We start from the raw sequence: 17951 nt of genomic DNA, 5'->3' as shown, positions 1-17951 counted from the left end.
GAATTTCTGGTCGATCTTGCCGCGCGCCAGTTTCAGCGATTGCAGGAAGACCCGGGCGGCCAGGTTGCGCGGCTTGGCCTCGGCCCCCACGGTGATGCGGGTGCGGCGGGCCGAAAGCTCCACGAAATCGAGAGTGATATGGGCATCGACCGAGGCGCCGAAGGCCTGAAAGCCCAGGCTGTTGGGCGCATCGACCGAGACCAGCTTGATCGAGACGCGGCGCGCCTTGCCGCGCCAGGCAAAGCCCAGATTCCACGCCATGCCGGGACCGAAGCCCTGCACGCGGTCGGTGCGGGTGACCTCGGCGCCGCGCCGCAGCGCCGCGCGTTCCCAGCCCTCGGTATCGGCGAACGTGTCGAAGACGAAGGCAAGCGGGGCTTCGATGTCTTCGCGGGTGCTGAGCTTCATGCGGGTCTGCCTCGGAGGGTTGCGGGGTCTGGAATGCCCCGTTCATGTGGCGGCGATTTTTCCCTCAATCAAGCCGGTCTGCAAGCCAATTGGACAAAAGAAAATGCGCAATTGCCCCTTTGCGGGCGGGGAGGATGTCTGACCGCTCGCCCGAGAGGGTTGCGAGGGCCTCCTCACGCGTGAGCCAGATTGCATCCTCCAGCTCTGCCGGGTCACGGGTGATGGTGTCGGTCAGCGCCTCGGCGGCGCAGCCGATCATCAGCGAGGCCGGGAAGGGCCAGGGTTGCGAGGCGAGGTAGCGCACGGCGCCGATGTGGATGCCCGCCTCCTCCAGCACCTCGCGGCGCACGGCGGCCTCGATGGTTTCGCCGGGTTCGACGAAACCGGCAAGGCAGGAATACATGCCCTCGGGCCAGCCGGGCGAGCGGCCCAGAAGCGCGCGGTTGCCATGGGTGACCAGCATGATGACCACCGGGTCGGTGCGGGGGAAGTGCTGGGCGCCGCAGGAGGGGCAATTGCGCTGCCAGCCCGCCATGGCGAGATCGGAGGCGCTGCCGCAGGTGGCGCAGAAGCCGTGGCTGCGATGCCAGTGCAAGAGCGCGCGGGCGGTGGCGGCCAGCGCGGCCTCGGTGGCGTCAAGCCGGGTCATCACGCCGCGCAGCTCGTGAAAGCTGTGATCGCCGGGCAGCGCGGGGTGGCGCTGGATCGAGGCGTCGAAAAAGCCCTGCTCCACGGCCTCGCTGCCGGCCTCGGGCGTCCAGTCAGAGATGTCTTGCGCGAAAAGACCCTGTTCGCCCCCGGCGGCCAGGCCGAGAAACAGCGGCGCGCGGCCATGGGCCAGCGCGGGATGGCCCGGCGGCAGCCAGCCAAGCGCCGCCCCCTCGCCCGTCAGAAGCGGCTTGCCGCGCCACAGCGGCAACACCCGGCCCGAGGCCAGCAGCCGCGCCTGCGCCGCCACATCGCCGCGCAGATGGGCAGCACGCTCCAGCGCCTGCCCGGCGGGCGGGCCGCCAAAGGTGACGGTTTCGGCCTGTCGCATCGCGCGCTCTCCCTCTGGCTGACGGCTCGCGTTTCGCTTGTGTCACGCGCCCGCGCGGCGGTAAAGCCCGGCCCGTGGTGCGGCCCATGGTGCGCCCCGTGCGGCCCGGTGTTGCGCCCCCTGTTGCATGCCGTGGCGGATGCGGCACAGGCGCGGCGGCAACTCAACCATTGGGTGAATTTTTTTCCCGCAATGAATTGACAATGCCCCCCCGCGACCTTCTAACCTTGGGATGGTTCGGGGCATCGTTCGCGAACGTTCGGTTGCATTCGGTTTCCCTCTTCTCGCCCGATCAAGGACACCACGTGTCAGGCAAACCGCCCGTCCTGCCGGCATCCCGCGATGCCCAGACCCGCCCCCGTGCCCGGCTTCGGGTGCTGGGCACCTCTGATCTGCATGTGCATTTGCTGGGCTTCGATTACTTCTCCAACCGCCCCGATCCCCATGTGGGGCTTGCCCATACCGCCACGCTGATCGCCGCCGCCCGGGCCGAATGCCGCAACAGCCTGCTGTTCGACAATGGCGATTTCCTGCAAGGCAATCCGATGGGCGATTATGTCGCCCGCCCCGGCCAGCCCGAGCCGCGCCCGGTGCATCCGGCGATCCGCGCGATGAACCGGCTGCATTATGATGCGGCCACGCTGGGCAATCACGAATTCAACTATGGGTTGGAGATGCTGGGCGGGCTGCTGCGCGGCGCGGGCTTTCCCATCGTCTCGGCCAATATCCTGCGGCGCAAGGGCGCCACGCCGCTGGAAGATCAGACCTACCTGCCCGCCGATGTGCTGCTGCAACGCGAGATTGTGGCCGAGGATGGCAGCCGCCACCCGCTGACCATCGGGGTGATCGGGCTGGCGCCGCCGCAGATCGTGCAATGGGACCGGCAATTGCTGGAAGGCGTGCTGGAAACCCGCGGCATCGTGGAGACCGCGGCCATCCGGGTGCCCGCGCTGCGCGCCGCCGGGGCGGATATTGTGGTGGCGCTGTCGCATTCCGGCATTGGCGCGCTGGAGGAAGGCGCCTGGTCGGAAAACGCCACCACCGCGCTGGCGCAGCAAGTGCCGGGGCTGGATGCGATCATCGCAGGCCATAGCCATCTGGTCTTCCCCTCGCCCGCCTTCGAGGGCAGCGCGGGGGCCGATCTGGCGCAGGGGCTGCTGTTCGGGGTGCCCACGGTGATGCCGGGCTTTTATGGCTCGCATCTGGGGGTGATTGATCTGGAGCTGGAGCGGCGCGAGGGCCGCTGGCACCGGGTGGCGGGGCGCGGCGAGACGCGGGCGCTGACCCCCTCCACCCCGCCCGATCCGGCGGTGGTGGAGGAGGTGCGCCCCGATCACGAGGCCACCATCGCCCATGCCCGCCGCACGGTGGGCCGCACGGCGGTGGCGCTGAACAGCTATTTCGCGACGGTCTGGCCCTCGGCGGTGCTGGGCATCGTGGCCGAGGCGCAGGCAGTGCATGTGGCGCGCCAGTTGCAGGGCAGGCCCGAGGCGGCGCTGCCGCTGATCTCGGCGGTGTCGCCTTTCAAGGCGGGCGGGCGCGGCGGCCCCGGCAATTATACCGACATCCCGCCGGGCGATCTGGCGCTGCGCCATGTGGCCGATCTGTATATCTTTCCCAATACCATCGCCGCCTTGCGCCTGACCGGGGCCGAGCTGGCGGACTGGCTGGAGAATTCGGCCGGGATCTTTCACCAGATCCCGCCGGGCAGCCGCGACCTGCCGCTGATCGACGAGGATTTCCCCAGCTATAACCATGACCGCATTCTGGGCCTGAGCTTCGCCATCGACCTGAGCGTTCCGGCCCGCTATGACCGCCACGGCCTGCTGTGCCACCCGGAGGCGCGGCGCATCCATGATCTGCGCTGGCTGGGGCGGCCGGTGACCGCCGAGCAGAACTTTGTGCTGGCCACCAACAGCTATCGGGCGGCGGGGTGCGGGGGCTATGGCGGGGCGCGGCCCGAGCGGTTGATTGATGTGGGGCGGATGCCGATCCGCGAGATCCTCATCCGCCATCTGTCCGAGGGCAATCATGTGCGCCCGCCCGACAGCCACACCTTCCGCTTTGCGCCGATGCCCGGCACCACGGTGACCTTTGACACCGCCCCCGCCGCGCTGGCGCATATGGACAGTGTGGCCGCGCTGCGGCCCGAGCCGATGGGGCTGACCCGCGACGGATTTGCCCGCTTTCGCCTGCATCTGTAAGGCGCTAACAGGGGCGCAGGCCACAGGAGAAACGGCATGTTCGACGCGGTGATCTTTGATCTGGATGGCACGCTGCTGGATACCGAGGCAGTGGCGTTGCGGCTGGGCCATCTGTGTCTGCAAAGCCTGGGCCACGAGCCCGATCCGGAAGTGTTTCACCGCATGATCGGCAAGGATGGCCCCAGCAGCGACGCGATTCTCCTGGCCGCCTATCCGGCGCTGGATCTGGCCAGCTTTGACCGGCTGTGGCGCGGCGGGTTCGAGGCGGCGCTGGAGCGCGATCTGCCGCTGAAGCCCCATGCCCGCGAGGTGCTGGAGGGGATCGGCCTGCCCAAGGCGCTTTGCACCTCCTCGCGCCGCCACAGCGCCGCGCGCAAGCTGGAGCTGGCAGGGTTCACCGGGCATTTCCGCGCCGTGGTGGCGCTGGAGGATGTGGCCCGCCCGAAACCGGCGCCCGAGCCCTATCTGCTGACCGCCGCAAGGCTGGGCGTCGATCCGGCGCGCTGCGTGGTGTTTGAAGACAGCGAGCCGGGCGCGGCGGCGGCCCGGGCGGCGGGTTGCGTGGTGGTGCAGGTGCCCGACATGCTGCCCGCCAGCGGCGATCACGCCGATCATGTGGTGGCCACGCTGCTGGAAGGCGCGCAACGGCTGGGGCTGATGCGCTGAGGCTTTCCCCCTTGCATTCCGCCCCGCCCTGCCCTATCTGATCCCCCGAGAGGTTGGCGCGGGCGAGCGCCTCGCCAACCCGGTCAGGTCCGGAAGGAAGCAGCCGTAACGAGCCCCGCTTGGGTCGTTGTCCAGCCTCTCACCTTATCCCCTCCTTACGCCTTGTTTTGTTGCAACCCCCTTCACACAAAGGGTGTTTGCTACATATGCTGCTACAAGACCTGCTGCAAACAGCGGTCTGAGGCAGGCATGAAAGACGTTCAACAGGTGCGCGGCAAGTGGATCGTCCGCATATTCAATCCGTCCACGCGGAAAAACTTCGACTTCTGGCTGCGGGAGACCTGGATCAGGGAGAGGCGGAAGCGCTCATCTTCTAATGCCGCAGATGCGCTGAAACACTAGGGTCGCACGCCAAACGTGAGCCGCAAAGAGCTTCTCCGGACGCTTGCGGAGATCCAGTTGCAGGCGATTGAGCATTTCGACGAACGGGACAGCGGAAAAGTGAAGCTGTCGCCCCCTTCACACCCGCTTCTTCTGGAACCGGACCCCGTGCCTAAATCAATGCCGGGCGCGGCGAAACCCGCGCCATCTGGCAAAACGCTTTCGGACGCCTTGGCCGGTTTTCACAGGGAACGCATGGCCGGTGGCTGCACGCTCGCTGCGAAAACGATCAACATGAAATGGCTCGCGCATTCTGCAATGGGCCTCGAACAACGGGCATATCGAAACGAATCCCGCTCAGGCGCAAAATTTTTCATTTTGAAATTTCAGACCTCGGGTGCTTGTGACAATTTAAGCTTCAGGTAGCATGTTCTCAACCCAGAAGTGAGTTCCGCAATGGTTGAGTCTGCACTGCAAAATGTGGTTGAGCCCCCCAAGAAAGAGGCTCTGCTGTCCTTTAAACCCACAGGTCGCATCCTTGACTTGCATGAGGTTGAGACTGAGTTGCTGCTCATGCAGGCGGCTCTCGACAAGCCATTTACCGCCCAGATTGCCGCAACGATTGCCGAGAAAAGCGGCAGTCATTTGCTCAAACTGGTGAGCCCGCGCGTCGATGGCGATCATGCGATCTTGCGCATCAACCCGACGAGGACAAATCGCAGGGCTTCGGTGCTGCCCTCGGTCAACGCGCCAGACATTCCCTTTTGCAAGGTGGTGTTTCGGCCCCTTGAGGTGCTGGGACAGCCGCCGATGAGCATTGTGGATCATATCCTCAACCCGGTGGATCTGTCGGCCGAGCTGCTTGCCAAATTCGGGCAAGTCTTTGGACCGGAGGTCTTGGAGGCGCTCCGCGAGGGGCTGCTTGCCCCTGCAAAGGTGCCGTTGAAGCTCGGGGCAGGTGAGTTTCCCATCATCTATGTGCCACGCCCAGGAGGCGGCGATTTGCAAATCACCCCGGTTTCGCCTGCCTGCGCATTCATGGGGATAGTCGACATTGCAAGAAAGCACAAAGCTCAACCTGATGTGCCTCGAACATTGCGTATTCGCTGGACGCGGCAAGCGGTCAGCTCAAAACCGCAGAACATCTCTGGTGCGATTGGCGGGCCGCGCTTGCGGTTCCTGGCGACGATGCCGCCCGTGATGCAGCAGGCCGAAGCCGAACTGCATCGCTACACGCTGGGCGGAGCCTTCCCGCGCTGGCGTGATGACGCGGTGGCGGATTGGGTGCTGCGCTATGGCGACATGCTGGCGGCAGATGGCAAATACAACAATTCAGACACCCGCGCGGCCCTGGATCGCACGGCGGATCGGCTGATCCGCGAGGCGGAAGGATTTATCGCCGAGACCATGGCCGACGCTGCGCACCTTTGCCCGGATAAGGCACTCGCGCGGCCGCGCATCGTGCAGGTCTTGCTCCGGCGGAGGTGGAAACAGGGCAAACAGGACGAGGCTTTGGCGGCGCTATCCAGCCCGCACTTCGAGGATCGGCTGCGCAAGAGCGGGTTCGAGGAGGACGCCGAATGACCGCATTCCGCGACCTCTATCTTGTCAGGGATTTGCGCGCGAGCCGCGTGAACCTTTTGATGAATGACTTTGCCGCAGGCCTGCCCAGCCCGTTGTCCTTCCTTGGCTTGGCTGACCTTCTGGCGCGCAATCTTGGCCTCGCGCCTTGGAGCGCCCGGGTTTTGCCGATCCTGCACCGGGTGGATGTGTCAGAGGGGCGTTCAAAACCCGAGATGGAGAATAAATCGGGGAGTTTCGAGCCGATCGAGACCATGGAAGACCTGACGGGATCGGTGCAGGTCTCGCTTTTGCTGCACCTTCCGGGCTGCGAGAGCGAAAGCGCCTTGCAGGCGCAGTTGCGGGGCAAGCGCATCGCAGGTGGATTGATCCAGAACGACCGGATTGATGTGCGGGCGGTGACGCCCAATGGTTCGGCCTTTCGCGCCCTCAAGCGCGGCTATGCGATGCTGTGCCCCGCGCAGCCCGAGCGCCGCTTCCTAGCGACGGGCGAGACCACGCCTGAACAACCCGGCCTCGCCCATCTGGCGGCGCTGCTTTATCCGGCGGAGCGGCCCGAAGGCTTTGGCTGGATCGTGCCTGCGGCGGTGGGTTACCGCCTGCTGGAAGACCCGCAGACCGTTCCGGCGCGAATCCGCACCCGCAGCAAGGATATTCCGCATGTCTTTGCGGAACCCGTGGTGGGCATCGCCGAGCTGGTCTCGGTGCGCAACGCGCGGCTGACCGGCATGACGCATGCCGAGCTTGGGGCGGCTTTGTGGGCATGGGAGGCGCGCGGCGATCTCCTTCTCGGCCACCCGGATTATCACCCCATTCTTTCTGATGCTTCTGAGGAGCTTGTCGCCCATGGCTAAATCCCCCGCCCCCCTCTCGCTTGAAACTGGCATGCTGGCTTTTGCGCGCTCTGTGCAGATCACCGAAGGGCTGTTTTATGCCACCCATTCGGGCAAGCCGGAGGTTGTGACGCCGGTTGAGGTTCTGGAGAAGGGCGTGCTAGGGCAGTCCTCACAATACAATGCTGGACTGCAAGCGGGCCAAAGCAATCCACAATCGGTGGAATATGCGATTGTGCCGCAAGGGCATGATGGCGTGCGGCTTGGCTTCTCGGTGCGATTCATGCCGCTGTCGCTGCGCCCCCATGCTTGCAACAATACTGCTGTCGGCGCGGCCTATGCGCGGTTGGCGCAAGCCTATCGTGCGCGCGGCGGCTATGGCACGCTGGCGCTGCTTTATGTCTGGAATATTGCCAATGCGCGTTTCGCGTGGCGCAACCGCTTCCAATCGGACGCCATGACGGTTTCTGTCAAATCTGAGGCGGGTGAGCTGGTGTTTGACCCGTTCCGCCTTTCGCTTGAGAAACCTGCCAGCCGCGATGAGCTTCTTGCAGCTTTGGTGACGGGCGGCGCGGCAGAGCTTGATGGGCTTTTGGGCGGTGTGGCCGAAGGGCTTTCGGACGACACCCATGCTGGCTTTGTGGTCAAGGTGGCGTGGGATGCGGTGATGGAGCCGGCGCAAGAGGTGTTCCCCTCGCAGGAATATGTGCGCGAGGAAAAGGCCGACAAGCAACTGAGCCGCGTATTCGCCAAACTGCCCACCTTCTTTGCCGGGCGTGAGTTGATGCAAGCCTCCATGCACTCGCAAAAAATTGGCGCCGCCTTGCGCCATATCGACATCTGGCACGGCAGCGAGACTAATCCCGAGCCAATCTCGGTCAACCCTTTCGGAGGCGTCCAAAAAACTGGCAACGTCTTGCGCGACAACAAATCGAAACGCTCTTTCTATGATCTGCGCGCCAAGGCCGAGGCGCTGATCTCGGGTCTCGAAAACCCGGCCGTTGAGGGCGAAATCTCGGGCGATGCGCATTTCGTGATGGCCAACCTGATCCGCGGCGGCGTGTTCGGGTCGAAGGATCAAAAGGCGGAGGCGAACGGATGAGCGATTTGAACGCAGGGCAAGGCCTGTGCCTGGCACAGGCGCGGCTGCTCATCCGCCCGGTGCGCGCGGCGATTGAACTGGGCGCGGGGGCCGATGTGCTGGCTGCGGCGTTGCGCGCCGTGCATCACGCCAACCGCCATGGCGCGCCCGAGGATTTTATCGCCATAGCCTTTCCGCAGATGCGGATGGGCCGCGAGACCATGCTGCCGGGGGATGATCTGGAACTGCTCGGCTCCGAGGCGTCCTTGGCTGCATTTCAGGCGCTGGACGGGGTGAAAACGCTTGTCCGGCGCGGGATGATCGAACCGCATGAGATCGGCGACAGCTATGCCGAAATCGGTCAGGCGGGCGCCGCCTATCTGCGCGATCGGGCTTGCGAAAAGCACACGCCGGGCTGGCTGCGGCGCAGTGCTGCCCGCGCGGAACGGCGCGGCAAGCCGCTGGGGACGCCGGTGAAACCCCGCGCGGATGATCAAAAGACCCTTGTCTTGCAGCATGGCGATGCGGTGCTGCATATCCGCGAGGTCTTGGGCACCTTTAGCGGCGCGCCCCTGAGGGTATCGACCTATGGGCTTTCGGGGGCGGCTGCGCCGGCCATTCTGCCTGTCTACCCCGATACGCTCAGAGAGGCGGACCATGCAGCATAAGGGCGGCCCCCGCCTGTTGCTGACAGATCGGGAGGGCGCGCTTTATCTGGAGCGCGCCCGGGTGGATGTGGAAGGCGAGAGGGTTGTTTACCACATCACCGATGACGAGATGCAGCGCCATTTCAACATCCCCCATGTCAACCTTGCGGTGCTGTTTCTGGGCCAAGGCACCTCAATCTCGCAGCCTGCGATCCGGCTTTTGGCCGAGGAAGGGGTGCATGTCGCGGTGACGGGCAGCGGTGGCAGCCCGCTGCATATGGGCAGCCTGACGACCTATACCGCCACCCGCCATTTTCGGGCGCTTTTGCCGATCTATCTCGATCCCAAGCTCTCTTTGCGGGCTGCGAAAGCGGTCATGCGCGACCGCGCAGAGAGGATGCGCAAGCTGGGCGGGGCCGGGGCGCAAAAACATCTGCGCCAGCGTGAGGTTGTGGGGCTGGTCAAACTTTGCGCGAGCTTTGAGGGAAAGCTGGCGCAGGCGGAAGATGTCCAGCAACTCTTGGGCTTCGAGGGGCAGTTTTCAAAAGCCTGCTATGCCGAATTCGCGCGCTATGCGGGCTTGAGCCCGGACGAGCCCTTCAAGCGCGAGGCAGGCGCAGGCAGCAAGGCGCAAGACCCGGTTGCGCGGGTGAACAGCCTGATCGATCACGGGAATTACCTTTGCTATGGCATGGCGGGCGCGGCCCTCTGGGCACTTGGCATTCCACCGCATCTGAGCGTGTTTCACGGAAAAACCCGCGCAGGCGGGCTGGTGTTTGATCTGGCCGATAGCTTCAAGGATCCGCTGGTGCTGCCCTTGGCCTTTGCCTTGGCCAAGGAGAAAGACCAGCATGAGGCCGAGCAGCTGTTTCGCGCGCGGCTGATCCATGCTTTCGATGATCGCGAAGTGCTGAAGCTGGCCATTGCCACAGTGGAGCGGATGTTAGTGGCCGCGCAGGATGCGTGAGATCATCGCAGTTTGCCGGTCCGAAAAGCGGGCACGTGATCATGTTGCGCGGGTTCTGGATCGGTATTTCTGGCGGATCGGAGATCGCACTTGGCGCGGGAAGGCGACCAATGCCTGTCTGGATCGCGTTGCGACGGAACTGCGCAAACGTGCGACGCGCAATACGGCGGTGGTGCTGCACGATATCCGCAGCGCCGCCGAAAGCCGCAAACCGATCATTCGGATCGGCGCGCGCCATGCGTTCTCGCCCGAAGGGGTTGTGCCGGTGGCGGTGCATCCGGCGCAGCATCGCGCGGGGGCTGCGCGCAGCCAAGCTGAGCACTCTACGGCGGCGGCTGTGGCGATTGCGGCCCTGTTTCATGATCTCGGCAAGGCCTTTGCGCTATTTCAAGGCAAGTTGCGCCGCGCCTTACTGGGCATGAAGGGCGAAGGCGATGCCCTGCGACATGAGCTGATTTCGGCGGCAGTCTGGGATCAGCTTTTTGGGGCGCTGCCCGATGCGGGCCTGATTGCGGCGCTGAAGGCGCTGACCCCGGCCCAGATCGACGCGGCCTGTGGTGCCGTGCAGCCCGGTCTGCGGGCCCTGTTTCAACGGGCGCAGGATGGGGTGCAGTTTACGCTGCCCTTTGCCTTTCTGCGCCAGGAAGGCACATTGGCCTCGACGATCGGCTTGCTGATCCTGACCCATCACAGGCTTCCCAGCTCTGAGCATGACCATGTCACCCTGACGATACATCGCCATATCCGCGCAGAAAGCGCGCTTGCGCCGGGCGATCTGGCTGTGGCTGACGGGGAGCCGTTCTGGCACGCCTTGTGGTGGCGCGGCGCTTTGGCGCGCGAGGCGGCCAAGCTCTGCCCCGAGGCGCCCATCGCCAGCGCCGATATGGGCTTGCGTGCTGCCCTGATGTTTGCCGATCACTATGGCTCTGCGAAAAAGCAGCCTACGGACATTATCGCCCCGCATCTGGCCAATACCATCACGCTCGGCGCGGCGTGCCATCCCGCGGACAGCCTGTCGCGGCATGTGCAGCGGGTTTATCGCTATACGCGCTTTGCGCATGAGATGATCTTTGCGCTGCGGGAGCGCTATCCAGCCCTCGATGAGGCGGCCTTGCCCCCCGCCGTGGCGCTGCCCGAGGTTTCTGACGTGGCGCGGTTTGCCTGGCAGGCCGAAGCGGCGCGGGCCGCGCGCAAAGTCTGCGCCGCGCGCGAGGGCGGGTTCTTTGCGGCGATCCTGGCCGGGACCGGCAGCGGCAAGACCCGCGCCGCGCCGACCATTCTTGCCAATGCCGCGATGGGCGATGCACGGCCAGAGCGCCAGTATTTCCGCATGTCGCTTGCGCTTGGCTTGCGGGTTCTGGCCACGCAATCCGCGCAGGATTATGTCGATGATCTTGGCTTTGCCGCACGCGATATTGCCGTGATGATCGGTGATCCGCCGCTGACTTTCGAGGCGCAAGAGGCACCAGTGAGTGATGGGTCGGAAAGCCTCATCACCCTGCCCGAATGGCTGCGCGTTGAAAGCCCCGAGACGCGCATCCCGCCAGAGGGCGATGCCGCCGAGGCGCAATGGCTGGCGGGCCTCTCCATGGATACGGATCGCGGCCTGCCTGCCTTTCTCTCGATGGTGCTGGAGACGCGCTCCGGCCCGGCGAAGGCGGCAAAGCGGTTCCTGCAAGCCCCGGTGATGGTTGGCACGGTCGATCACCTGATGGGGGTGGCCGCCCCCACCAATGCGCGGTTCTTGCTGCAATCCCTGCGCGTGATGACCTCGGATCTGATCCTGGACGAGATTGACCAATATGATGGCGAAGACCTCGCGGCCATTGCGCGGCTGGTCTATCAGGCCGGGGCGGCAGGGCGGCGGGTGATGGCCATGTCGGCCACGCTCACCCCGGATATCGCGCAGGCGCTGTATCTGGCCTATCGCACGGGTTGGGCCGATCACGCCCGCGCCACCGGCTGCTCTGCCCATGTCAATCTGTTGATGGCGGGCGATGCGCCCCGGTCGATCTGCACCAATGCCGGTGATGAAGAGATCGACATCCTTCTGGCCCGTTGCCGTGCGGCCCTTCTGGCGGGGATCGCCCAGGCGCCCGCGTTGCGGCGTGCTGCGATTTTGCCCAAGTGTGAAAGCTGGGATGAGCTGGTGGCACAGATCAGCCTTGGCGCCACCCGGCTTCATCAAGAGACGGCGGTGCGCCTTGACGATCTGCGGGTTTCGGTCGGGCTGGTGCGGATGACACGGATTGCGCATGCCACGGCGCTGGCGGCGCAGCTCCCTTCTGGCGATAGGGGCGGCGTGCTGCGGCTGCTGGTCTGCCTGCATGCGCAAATGCCCCGCCTGCACCGCGCCTATCTTGAAACGCGGCTCAAGCGTGCCCTTACGCGCAAGGCCATGGCGCCCGAGTTTGATCCAGAAGCCAATCTGCGGGCGCTTTGCGTTGAATTTGGCGTGTTTGAACGCGCAAGGCAGATCGGGGCGCGTGATGTCGAGATCGTGTTGGTCACAACGCCCGTGATCGAAACGGGCAATGATGTGGATTTCGACTGGGCGATCCTGGACCCGATTTCCACCCGCGCCATCATTCAATCTGCGGGCCGGGTGCGCCGCCATCGCCCTGCGACCGGGCATGGGGCCAATGTGCTGATCCTTGGCCGCAGCCCCATCGCCATGGAGCGTGGGGAGCTGAGTCAGCCGGGGGTGGAAACGCCCTGCGATCCAGAAACCGGCGTGACGGTCACGGAGGCGCTGCGAGGCTTTGAGGGCCGGGCGTTTCGGGCCCTCGCCGGGGCTGTGGATTTTAGCACCCTAACGGCTGCGCCGCTTCTGTCGGAGGATGAACCCTTTCCGCTGCGCGATGCAGAGGCCGAGATGCGGCAGAAGATGATCTCAACTGCGGACACTGCCCCCTTGGGGAAATATCTCGCCCAGCCAAGGGTGCGCTGGAACCTGCAAATGACGCAAACCCGCAAGTTTCGGCGTTCGGAGACGGAAGATATCGAATATGTGCTGTTGGAGGACCCGGCCGCGACGACGCGCTGGTTTGTCAATCTCACCCCATCCCTGCGGGGCGGGCGGCTTGTTGAGGCCAAACGCCTTGCGCAGGCACATCTTGAAACCGCCTGTTTGTTCACCGACGTGACAGCTTTGGGCTGGGCCGCGTTGACAGGTGGTGATCGCGAGATGACCGACGACGACCGCAAAGCCCTTCTGCGCTGCACGATCCCGCGGTTTGCAACCGACGGAGAGCCGCAACAGACTTTTGCGGAACTGACCGGCTTCACACGGGGCACCGAAAAGGATCTTTGTGCCCCCTTCGGAAAAGCAGTTTAGAATCAGGTGGTTGCCTGCGCTCTTTGACAATATGGCAAGATGGCTCGTGAACGTGTAGCACGTTGAAATGATACGATCTTTGCCCGTAAAAGGACTGCTCCCCGCCGGATAGGCGGCTGAGAGAAAGAAGTTGCCATTAAGTCGACCGAAGCGTTTGCTCCCCGCCGGATAGGCGGCTGAGAGAGTCGAGTATGTCAGCGCAGTATATGCGATGGTGCTCCCCGCCGGATAGGCGGCTGAGAGAACAGATCAGCGGGCCGACTACCCAATGCCGACGCTCCCCGCCGGATAGGCGGCTGAGAGAATGCGGATTACGTCGCGTATGTTTGACGGTCCGCTCCCCGCCGGATAGGCGGCTGAGAGAACCACCGCCGATAGATGCCCTAGCGGACCGACGCTCCCCGCCGGATAGGCGGCTGAGAGATGCACCCATATTTGCGAGACGCCCGGAGACTTGCTCCCCGCCGGATAGGCGGCTGAGAGACGTTCCGGGGCCGGGCAGCGTCAGCGTTACAGGCTCCCCGCCGGATAGGCGGCTGAGAGAATCGCGGCATCCAGAACGACGCAAACGAACTGGCTCCCCGCCGGATAGGCGGCTGAGAGAATCAAGGCGGCGCTGCCCGACGACCCGAGAGCGCTCCCCGCCGGATAGGCGGCTGAGAGACAGCGGCAGGGTGTTGATCGTATCGTTCAACGGCTCCCCTCCGGATAGGCGGCTGAGAGACGAAAACCATATCACGCGGATCGGCAGGCCCGGCTCCCCGCCGGATAGGCGGCTGAGAGATTGAGGCCCTTGCGGCCCTACGCCACCACCAGGCTCCCCGCCGGATAGGCGGCTGAGAGACAGACATACCACAGATCAGCGGGACGATCACCGCTCCCCGCCGGATAGGCGGCTGAGAGATAACAACGAAAGCGGCTTGATCGTTAACTGCGGCTCCCCGCCGGATAGGCGGCTGAGAGATCTGTCTTGGGCGTGTATGTTTGGCGGGCGGGGCTCCCCGCCGGATAGGCGGCTGAGAGATCGCATACCTCGGCAAAGTGAAACGCGAATTTGCTCCCCGCCGGATAGGCGGCTGAGAGAAACCTGTTCGGCTTGCCGCGCCAAGCCCGCACGCTCCCCGCCGGATAGGCGGCTGAGAGATATGAAGGCGGGATCTACTTTGGCACCGCCGAGCTCCCCGCCGGATAGGCGGCTGAGAGAATGAGGATGGCAAGGCGGATCGGGCAGCGCCAGCTCCCCGCCGGATAGGCGGCTGAGAGACGTTGTGCAAGTCCACATGCAGACCTCCGCAAGCTCCCCGCCGGATAGGCGGCTGAGAGAATGCAATTCCCTGTTGGTATCGAAAACCCAGGCGCCTTGTGGGCGACAAATGCAAAACGCCCCGCAGTTTCCTGCGAGGCGTTTCAGGCTTTGGTTGGTGCGTGGCGGGGACGCACCATGCAGGCTTAGCCGCGCTCTTCGATGATCTTCACAAGATGCGAGATCTTGTTGACCATGCCGCGCACCGAAGGGGTATCCTCCAGCTCGCGGGTGCGGCGCAGTTTGTTCAGGCCGAGACCTTTCAGGGTCGCGGTCTGGATCGCGGGGCGGCGGGCTGCCGAGGCAACCTGCTGAACGACGATGGTTTTCTTCGCGGTCATGATCAGGCCTCCACAGCTTCAGCTTCGGGCTTTTTCAGGATCTCGGCCACTTTCTTGCCGCGACGCTGGGCGACCGAACGGGGCGAGGCCTCGTGCTTCAGACCGTCGATGGTGGCGCGGATCATGTTGTAGGGGTTTTGCGACCCCAGCGACTTGGCCACGATGTCCTGGATGCCGACCATCTCGAAGACGGCGCGCATCGGGCCACCGGCGATGATCCCGGTCCCGGCCACGGCCGAACGCATGACAACCTTGCCCGCGCCGTGACGGCCTTCCATGTCGTGATGCAGGGTGCGGCTGTCTTTCAGCGGCACGCGGATCAGCGAGCGCTTGGCCTGTTCAGTGGCCTTGCGGATCGCTTCCGGCACTTCCTTGGCCTTGCCCTTGCCGAAGCCGACGCGACCGCGCTGGTCACCGACCACGACCAGAGCGGCGAAGCCGAAGCGCTTGCCACCCTTGACGGTTTTCGACACACGGTTGATCGCGACCAGACGGTCGGCGAATTCCGGGGTTTCCTCGGCGCGGTCGCGGCGGTCGCCGCCACGCTGGCCACGGTCGTCACGACGGTTTTCACGTTCTGCCATAAGGCATTCCTTGCATAGGTGGCGCGCAAAAGCGGCGCCGGTTGTAAGCCAATCCTGGTGCAAGGGGGCCGCAAGCGGCCCCCTGCCCGGATCATCGGGGGGGCGTTGCCGCCCCCCGCCGGTATCAGAACTTCAGGCCGCCTTCACGGGCTGCCGCAGCCAGAGCCGCGATCTTGCCGTGGAACAGGAAGCCACCACGGTCGAAGTAGCATTCTTCGACCCCAGCCGCCTTCGCACGCTCGGCAATCATGGCGCCCACCTTCTTGGCGGCCTCCACGTTGTTCTTGCCCACGAAGCCCAGATCCTTTTCGAGGGTCGAGGCCGCGGCGAGCGTCACGCCACGCACGTCGTCGATCAGCTGGACGCTGATGTTCTTGCTGGAACGGTGAACCGACAGACGCGCACGCCCGTTGGCCATCGCCTTGATTTTGTTCCGGACGCGCAGGCGGCGCTTGAGGAACAGGTCTCTCTTGGTGTTCGCCATCTTCGCTATCCTTACTTCTTCTTGCCTTCCTTGCGGAAGACGAACTCGTCCTTGTAGCGGATGCCTTTGCCCTTGTAGGGCTCAGGGCGTTTCCACTCGCGGATGTTCGCTGCAACCTGACCAACGAGCTGCTGGTCGATGCCTTCCACAACGATTTCGGTGGGCTTCGGCGACACGACGGTCACGCCAGCCGGCACTTGGAAGTTGACTTCGTGCGAATAGCCGAGCGACAGTTTCAGGACATTGCCGGCCATCGCAGCGCGGTAACCCACGCCTTGAATCTCAAGCTCTTTCTTGAAACCGCTGGTGACGCCGGTCACCAGATTCTCGACCATCGAACGGGCCATGCCCCACTGTTGACGGGCGCGCTTGGAGGTGCCGCGCGGGGTCACTTTCACAGCGCCGTCTTCCAGCGACAGGGTCACGTCGTCGGTCGCGGTGAAGTTGCGGGTGCCTTTCGGCCCTTTCACTTCGATGGACTGACCGCTGATCGAGGCCGACACGCCATTCGGCAGTGCCACGGGTTTTTTGCCGATACGAGACATGTAACCCTCCTCAGAACACGGTGCAGAGCACTTCGCCGCCAACATTGGCGGAACGTGCTGCTGCATCGGACAAGACGCCTTTCGGGGTCGAGACAATCGAAACGCCCAGGCCGTTGCGCACGGTCGGGATTTCATTCACGCCCATATAGACGCGACGGCCCGGCTTGGACACGCGCTTGATTTCGCGGATCACCGGCTCGCCTTCGTAGTATTTCAGCGAGATCACCAGCTCACCCTGACCGTTTTCGGTCGAGGCGCGCTCGTAGCCACGGATGTAGCCTTCAGCCGTCAGCACGTCCAGCACCCAGGCACGCAGCTTGGAAGCGGGGGTCGAGACGGTCGATTTACCGCGCGCCTGAGCGTTGCGGATACGGGTCAGCATATCGCCGAGAGGATCGTTCACAGACATGTCGGTCCTCCTTACCAGCTCGACTTGACCATGCCCGGGATCTGGCCGAACGAGGCCAGTTCACGCAGCATGATCCGCGACAGTTTCAGCTTACGGTAGTAAGCATGGGGACGGCCGGTGAGCTGGCAGCGGTTGTGCAGCCGGGTCGCCGACGAGTTGCGGGGCAGTTGCGCCAGTTTCTGGGCAGCGACGAAACGCTCACCCACCGGCAGCTCCTGGTTCGAGATGATCTCTTTGAGAGCAGCGCGCTTGGCGGCGTAGACGTCCACCAGATGCTGACGCTTCTTCTCGCGTTCGATCATGGATTTTTTAGCCATAATGATTTCCTCGCGCGATCAGCTGGAGAACGGCATGTTGAAGTGCTTGAGCAGCGACTTCGCTTCTGCGTCCGACTTGGCGTTGGTGCAGATGATGATGTCCATGCCCAGAACGTCGTCGATCTTGTCGAAGTCGATCTCGGGGAACACGATCTGCTCTTTCAGCCCCATGGCATAGTTGCCACGGCCATCAAAGGACGTGCCTTTCACGCCGCGGAAGTCGCGGACGCGGGGCAGTGCCACGTTGATGAGACGGTCGAGGAATTCGTACATGCGGTCGCCACGCAGCGTGACTTTGCAGCCCAGCGGCATCTCTTCACGCACGCGGAAGCCCGCGATGGACTTCTTGGCGTGGGTGATCACGGCCTTTTGGCCCGCGATGGCCGTCATCTGCTCGGCGGCAGCCTTGACCTTCTTGGTGTCCTTGACGGCTTCGCCAACGCCCATGTTGATCACGATCTTGTCCAGACGCGGGATCTGCATGTCGTTCTTGTAGCCGAACTCTTCCTTCATGGCCGCACGGATGCTGGCCTTGTAGGTGGCTTTCAGACGCGGGGTGTATTGTGCGGTATCGAGCATCAGATCACGTCCCCCGTGGTCTTGGCGTAACGCACCTTCACGTCACCTTCCATGCGGAAGCCAACGCGGGTGGGTTTGCCGTTCTTGTCAACGATCGCCAGGTTCGACAGGTCGATCGGCATTGCCTTGGCAATGCGGCCACCCTGCGAGGTTTGCGATTGTTTGGTGTGACGGATCGCGATGTTCAGGCCATCGACGACGGCTTTGTTGGCCGAGGGGTTCACGGACGAGATTTCGCCCTGCTT

General features: G+C 64.1%; 19 protein-coding genes, 1 other RNA gene and 1 CRISPR repeat array. Of the genes, 10 read left to right on the top strand and 10 right to left on the bottom strand.

What is annotated here, in order from left to right; all coding sequences use genetic code 11:
* A partial coding sequence (locus tag JNN06_RS05165) for an SRPBCC family protein (RefSeq protein ID WP_291238525.1) occupies positions 1–408 on the bottom strand: 408 nt, incomplete at its 3' end.
* A 64-nt stretch (positions 409–472) separates the two neighbouring features.
* Positions 473–1447, bottom strand: a complete 975-nt coding sequence (gene nudC / locus JNN06_RS05160) for an NAD(+) diphosphatase (protein ID WP_291238524.1) — start codon at positions 1445–1447, stop codon at positions 473–475.
* A 305-nt stretch (positions 1448–1752) separates the two neighbouring features.
* Between nudC and JNN06_RS05155 the strand changes: the two genes are divergently transcribed.
* The 10 genes from JNN06_RS05155 to JNN06_RS05110 all read left to right on the top strand — a co-directional run bounded on the left by JNN06_RS05155 (position 1753) and on the right by JNN06_RS05110 (position 13144).
* On the top strand, positions 1753–3651 hold the full coding sequence (locus JNN06_RS05155; protein ID WP_291238523.1) for a bifunctional 2',3'-cyclic-nucleotide 2'-phosphodiesterase/3'-nucleotidase: 1899 nt from the start codon (positions 1753–1755) through the stop codon (positions 3649–3651).
* A gap of 36 nt (positions 3652–3687) precedes the next feature.
* Complete coding sequence (locus JNN06_RS05150; protein WP_291238522.1) at positions 3688–4317, top strand: HAD family phosphatase; 630 nt, start codon at positions 3688–3690, stop codon at positions 4315–4317.
* A gap of 46 nt (positions 4318–4363) precedes the next feature.
* An RNA gene (gene ffs, locus JNN06_RS05145) (signal recognition particle sRNA small type) lies at positions 4364–4462 on the top strand.
* A 314-nt stretch (positions 4463–4776) separates the two neighbouring features.
* Positions 4777–5124 (top strand): hypothetical protein, encoded by a 348-nt coding sequence (locus tag JNN06_RS05140; RefSeq protein ID WP_291238521.1) that lies wholly within the window; start codon positions 4777–4779, stop codon positions 5122–5124.
* Between the two features lie 30 nt (positions 5125–5154).
* Positions 5155–6282: a hypothetical protein gene (locus JNN06_RS05135; RefSeq protein WP_291238520.1), complete on the top strand. Its 1128-nt coding sequence runs from the start codon at positions 5155–5157 to the stop codon at positions 6280–6282.
* Positions 6279–7133: a type I-F CRISPR-associated protein Csy2 gene (locus tag JNN06_RS05130; RefSeq protein ID WP_291238519.1), complete on the top strand. Its 855-nt coding sequence runs from the start codon at positions 6279–6281 to the stop codon at positions 7131–7133. Before JNN06_RS05135 ends, JNN06_RS05130 begins: the two co-directional genes overlap by 4 nt.
* On the top strand, positions 7126–8214 hold the full coding sequence (csy3, locus tag JNN06_RS05125; RefSeq protein ID WP_291238518.1) for a type I-F CRISPR-associated protein Csy3: 1089 nt from the start codon (positions 7126–7128) through the stop codon (positions 8212–8214). Before JNN06_RS05130 ends, csy3 begins: the two co-directional genes overlap by 8 nt.
* Positions 8211–8861, top strand: coding sequence for a hypothetical protein (locus tag JNN06_RS05120; RefSeq protein ID WP_291238517.1), 651 nt, complete (start codon positions 8211–8213; stop codon positions 8859–8861). Before csy3 ends, JNN06_RS05120 begins: the two co-directional genes overlap by 4 nt.
* Positions 8851–9807, top strand: a complete 957-nt coding sequence (gene cas1f, locus JNN06_RS05115) for a type I-F CRISPR-associated endonuclease Cas1f (protein WP_291238516.1) — start codon at positions 8851–8853, stop codon at positions 9805–9807. The genes JNN06_RS05120 and cas1f overlap by 11 nt, the downstream gene beginning before the upstream one ends.
* Positions 9800–13144, top strand: coding sequence for a hypothetical protein (locus JNN06_RS05110; RefSeq protein WP_291238515.1), 3345 nt, complete (start codon positions 9800–9802; stop codon positions 13142–13144). The genes cas1f and JNN06_RS05110 overlap by 8 nt, the downstream gene beginning before the upstream one ends.
* Before the next feature lie 96 nt (positions 13145–13240).
* Positions 13241–14468: a CRISPR direct-repeat array (repeat unit 28 nt; unit sequence GCTCCCCGCCGGATAGGCGGCTGAGAGA).
* 125 nt (positions 14469–14593) lie between these two features.
* Here JNN06_RS05110 and rpmD read toward each other — a convergent pair.
* From rpmD to rplX, 8 genes are all read right to left on the bottom strand, one after another.
* A complete protein-coding gene (rpmD, locus tag JNN06_RS05105) occupies positions 14594–14788 on the bottom strand; it encodes a 50S ribosomal protein L30 (protein ID WP_291238514.1) in 195 nt (64 codons plus the stop codon).
* A 2-nt stretch (positions 14789–14790) separates the two neighbouring features.
* Positions 14791–15372, bottom strand: a complete 582-nt coding sequence (rpsE, locus tag JNN06_RS05100) for a 30S ribosomal protein S5 (protein WP_291238513.1) — start codon at positions 15370–15372, stop codon at positions 14791–14793.
* A 124-nt stretch (positions 15373–15496) separates the two neighbouring features.
* On the bottom strand, positions 15497–15856 hold the full coding sequence (gene rplR / locus JNN06_RS05095) for a 50S ribosomal protein L18 (protein WP_291238512.1): 360 nt from the start codon (positions 15854–15856) through the stop codon (positions 15497–15499).
* Between the two features lie 11 nt (positions 15857–15867).
* Positions 15868–16401, bottom strand: coding sequence for a 50S ribosomal protein L6 (gene rplF, locus JNN06_RS05090; protein WP_291238511.1), 534 nt, complete (start codon positions 16399–16401; stop codon positions 15868–15870).
* 10 nt (positions 16402–16411) lie between these two features.
* Complete coding sequence (gene rpsH / locus JNN06_RS05085) at positions 16412–16810, bottom strand: 30S ribosomal protein S8 (protein ID WP_291238510.1); 399 nt, start codon at positions 16808–16810, stop codon at positions 16412–16414.
* Positions 16811–16821: 11 nt separating this feature from the next.
* Positions 16822–17127 (bottom strand): 30S ribosomal protein S14, encoded by a 306-nt coding sequence (gene rpsN, locus JNN06_RS05080; RefSeq protein ID WP_291238509.1) that lies wholly within the window; start codon positions 17125–17127, stop codon positions 16822–16824.
* A gap of 18 nt (positions 17128–17145) precedes the next feature.
* Positions 17146–17706 carry a 50S ribosomal protein L5 gene (rplE, locus tag JNN06_RS05075; protein ID WP_291238508.1) on the bottom strand — a complete coding sequence of 187 codons (561 nt, stop codon included), beginning with the start codon at positions 17704–17706 and terminating at the stop codon, positions 17146–17148.
* Positions 17706–17951, bottom strand: a 246-nt coding sequence (gene rplX, locus JNN06_RS05070; RefSeq protein ID WP_291238507.1) for a 50S ribosomal protein L24, incomplete at its 5' end; no start/stop codon positions are given. The genes rplE and rplX, both read right to left, overlap by 1 nt.

The organism is Gemmobacter sp. (assembly GCF_016792925.1).
GTDB lineage: Bacteria > Pseudomonadota > Alphaproteobacteria > Rhodobacterales > Rhodobacteraceae > Gemmobacter.
The sequence above is the reverse complement of the archived record's forward strand: the minus strand, read 5'-3'. Positions and strand labels throughout refer to the sequence as shown.

What these genes read in the sequence shown, in the direction of transcription:
- nudC (WP_291238524.1), bottom strand. Translation starts at nt 1,447, where the DNA reads ATGCGACAGGCCGAAACCGTCACCTTTGGCGGCCCGCCCGCCGGGCAG.
- JNN06_RS05150 (WP_291238522.1), top strand. Translation starts at nt 3,688, where the DNA reads ATGTTCGACGCGGTGATCTTTGATCTGGATGGCACGCTGCTGGATACC.
- JNN06_RS05135 (WP_291238520.1), top strand. Translation starts at nt 5,155, where the DNA reads ATGGTTGAGTCTGCACTGCAAAATGTGGTTGAGCCCCCCAAGAAAGAG.
- JNN06_RS05130 (WP_291238519.1), top strand. Translation starts at nt 6,279, where the DNA reads ATGACCGCATTCCGCGACCTCTATCTTGTCAGGGATTTGCGCGCGAGC.
- csy3 (WP_291238518.1), top strand. Translation starts at nt 7,126, where the DNA reads ATGGCTAAATCCCCCGCCCCCCTCTCGCTTGAAACTGGCATGCTGGCT.
- JNN06_RS05120 (WP_291238517.1), top strand. Translation starts at nt 8,211, where the DNA reads ATGAGCGATTTGAACGCAGGGCAAGGCCTGTGCCTGGCACAGGCGCGG.
- cas1f (WP_291238516.1), top strand. Translation starts at nt 8,851, where the DNA reads ATGCAGCATAAGGGCGGCCCCCGCCTGTTGCTGACAGATCGGGAGGGC.
- JNN06_RS05110 (WP_291238515.1), top strand. Translation starts at nt 9,800, where the DNA reads ATGCGTGAGATCATCGCAGTTTGCCGGTCCGAAAAGCGGGCACGTGAT.
- rpmD (WP_291238514.1), bottom strand. Translation starts at nt 14,788, where the DNA reads ATGACCGCGAAGAAAACCATCGTCGTTCAGCAGGTTGCCTCGGCAGCC.
- rpsE (WP_291238513.1), bottom strand. Translation starts at nt 15,372, where the DNA reads ATGGCAGAACGTGAAAACCGTCGTGACGACCGTGGCCAGCGTGGCGGC.
- rplR (WP_291238512.1), bottom strand. Translation starts at nt 15,856, where the DNA reads ATGGCGAACACCAAGAGAGACCTGTTCCTCAAGCGCCGCCTGCGCGTC.
- rplF (WP_291238511.1), bottom strand. Translation starts at nt 16,401, where the DNA reads ATGTCTCGTATCGGCAAAAAACCCGTGGCACTGCCGAATGGCGTGTCG.
- rpsH (WP_291238510.1), bottom strand. Translation starts at nt 16,810, where the DNA reads ATGTCTGTGAACGATCCTCTCGGCGATATGCTGACCCGTATCCGCAAC.
- rpsN (WP_291238509.1), bottom strand. Translation starts at nt 17,127, where the DNA reads ATGGCTAAAAAATCCATGATCGAACGCGAGAAGAAGCGTCAGCATCTG.
- rplE (WP_291238508.1), bottom strand. Translation starts at nt 17,706, where the DNA reads ATGCTCGATACCGCACAATACACCCCGCGTCTGAAAGCCACCTACAAG.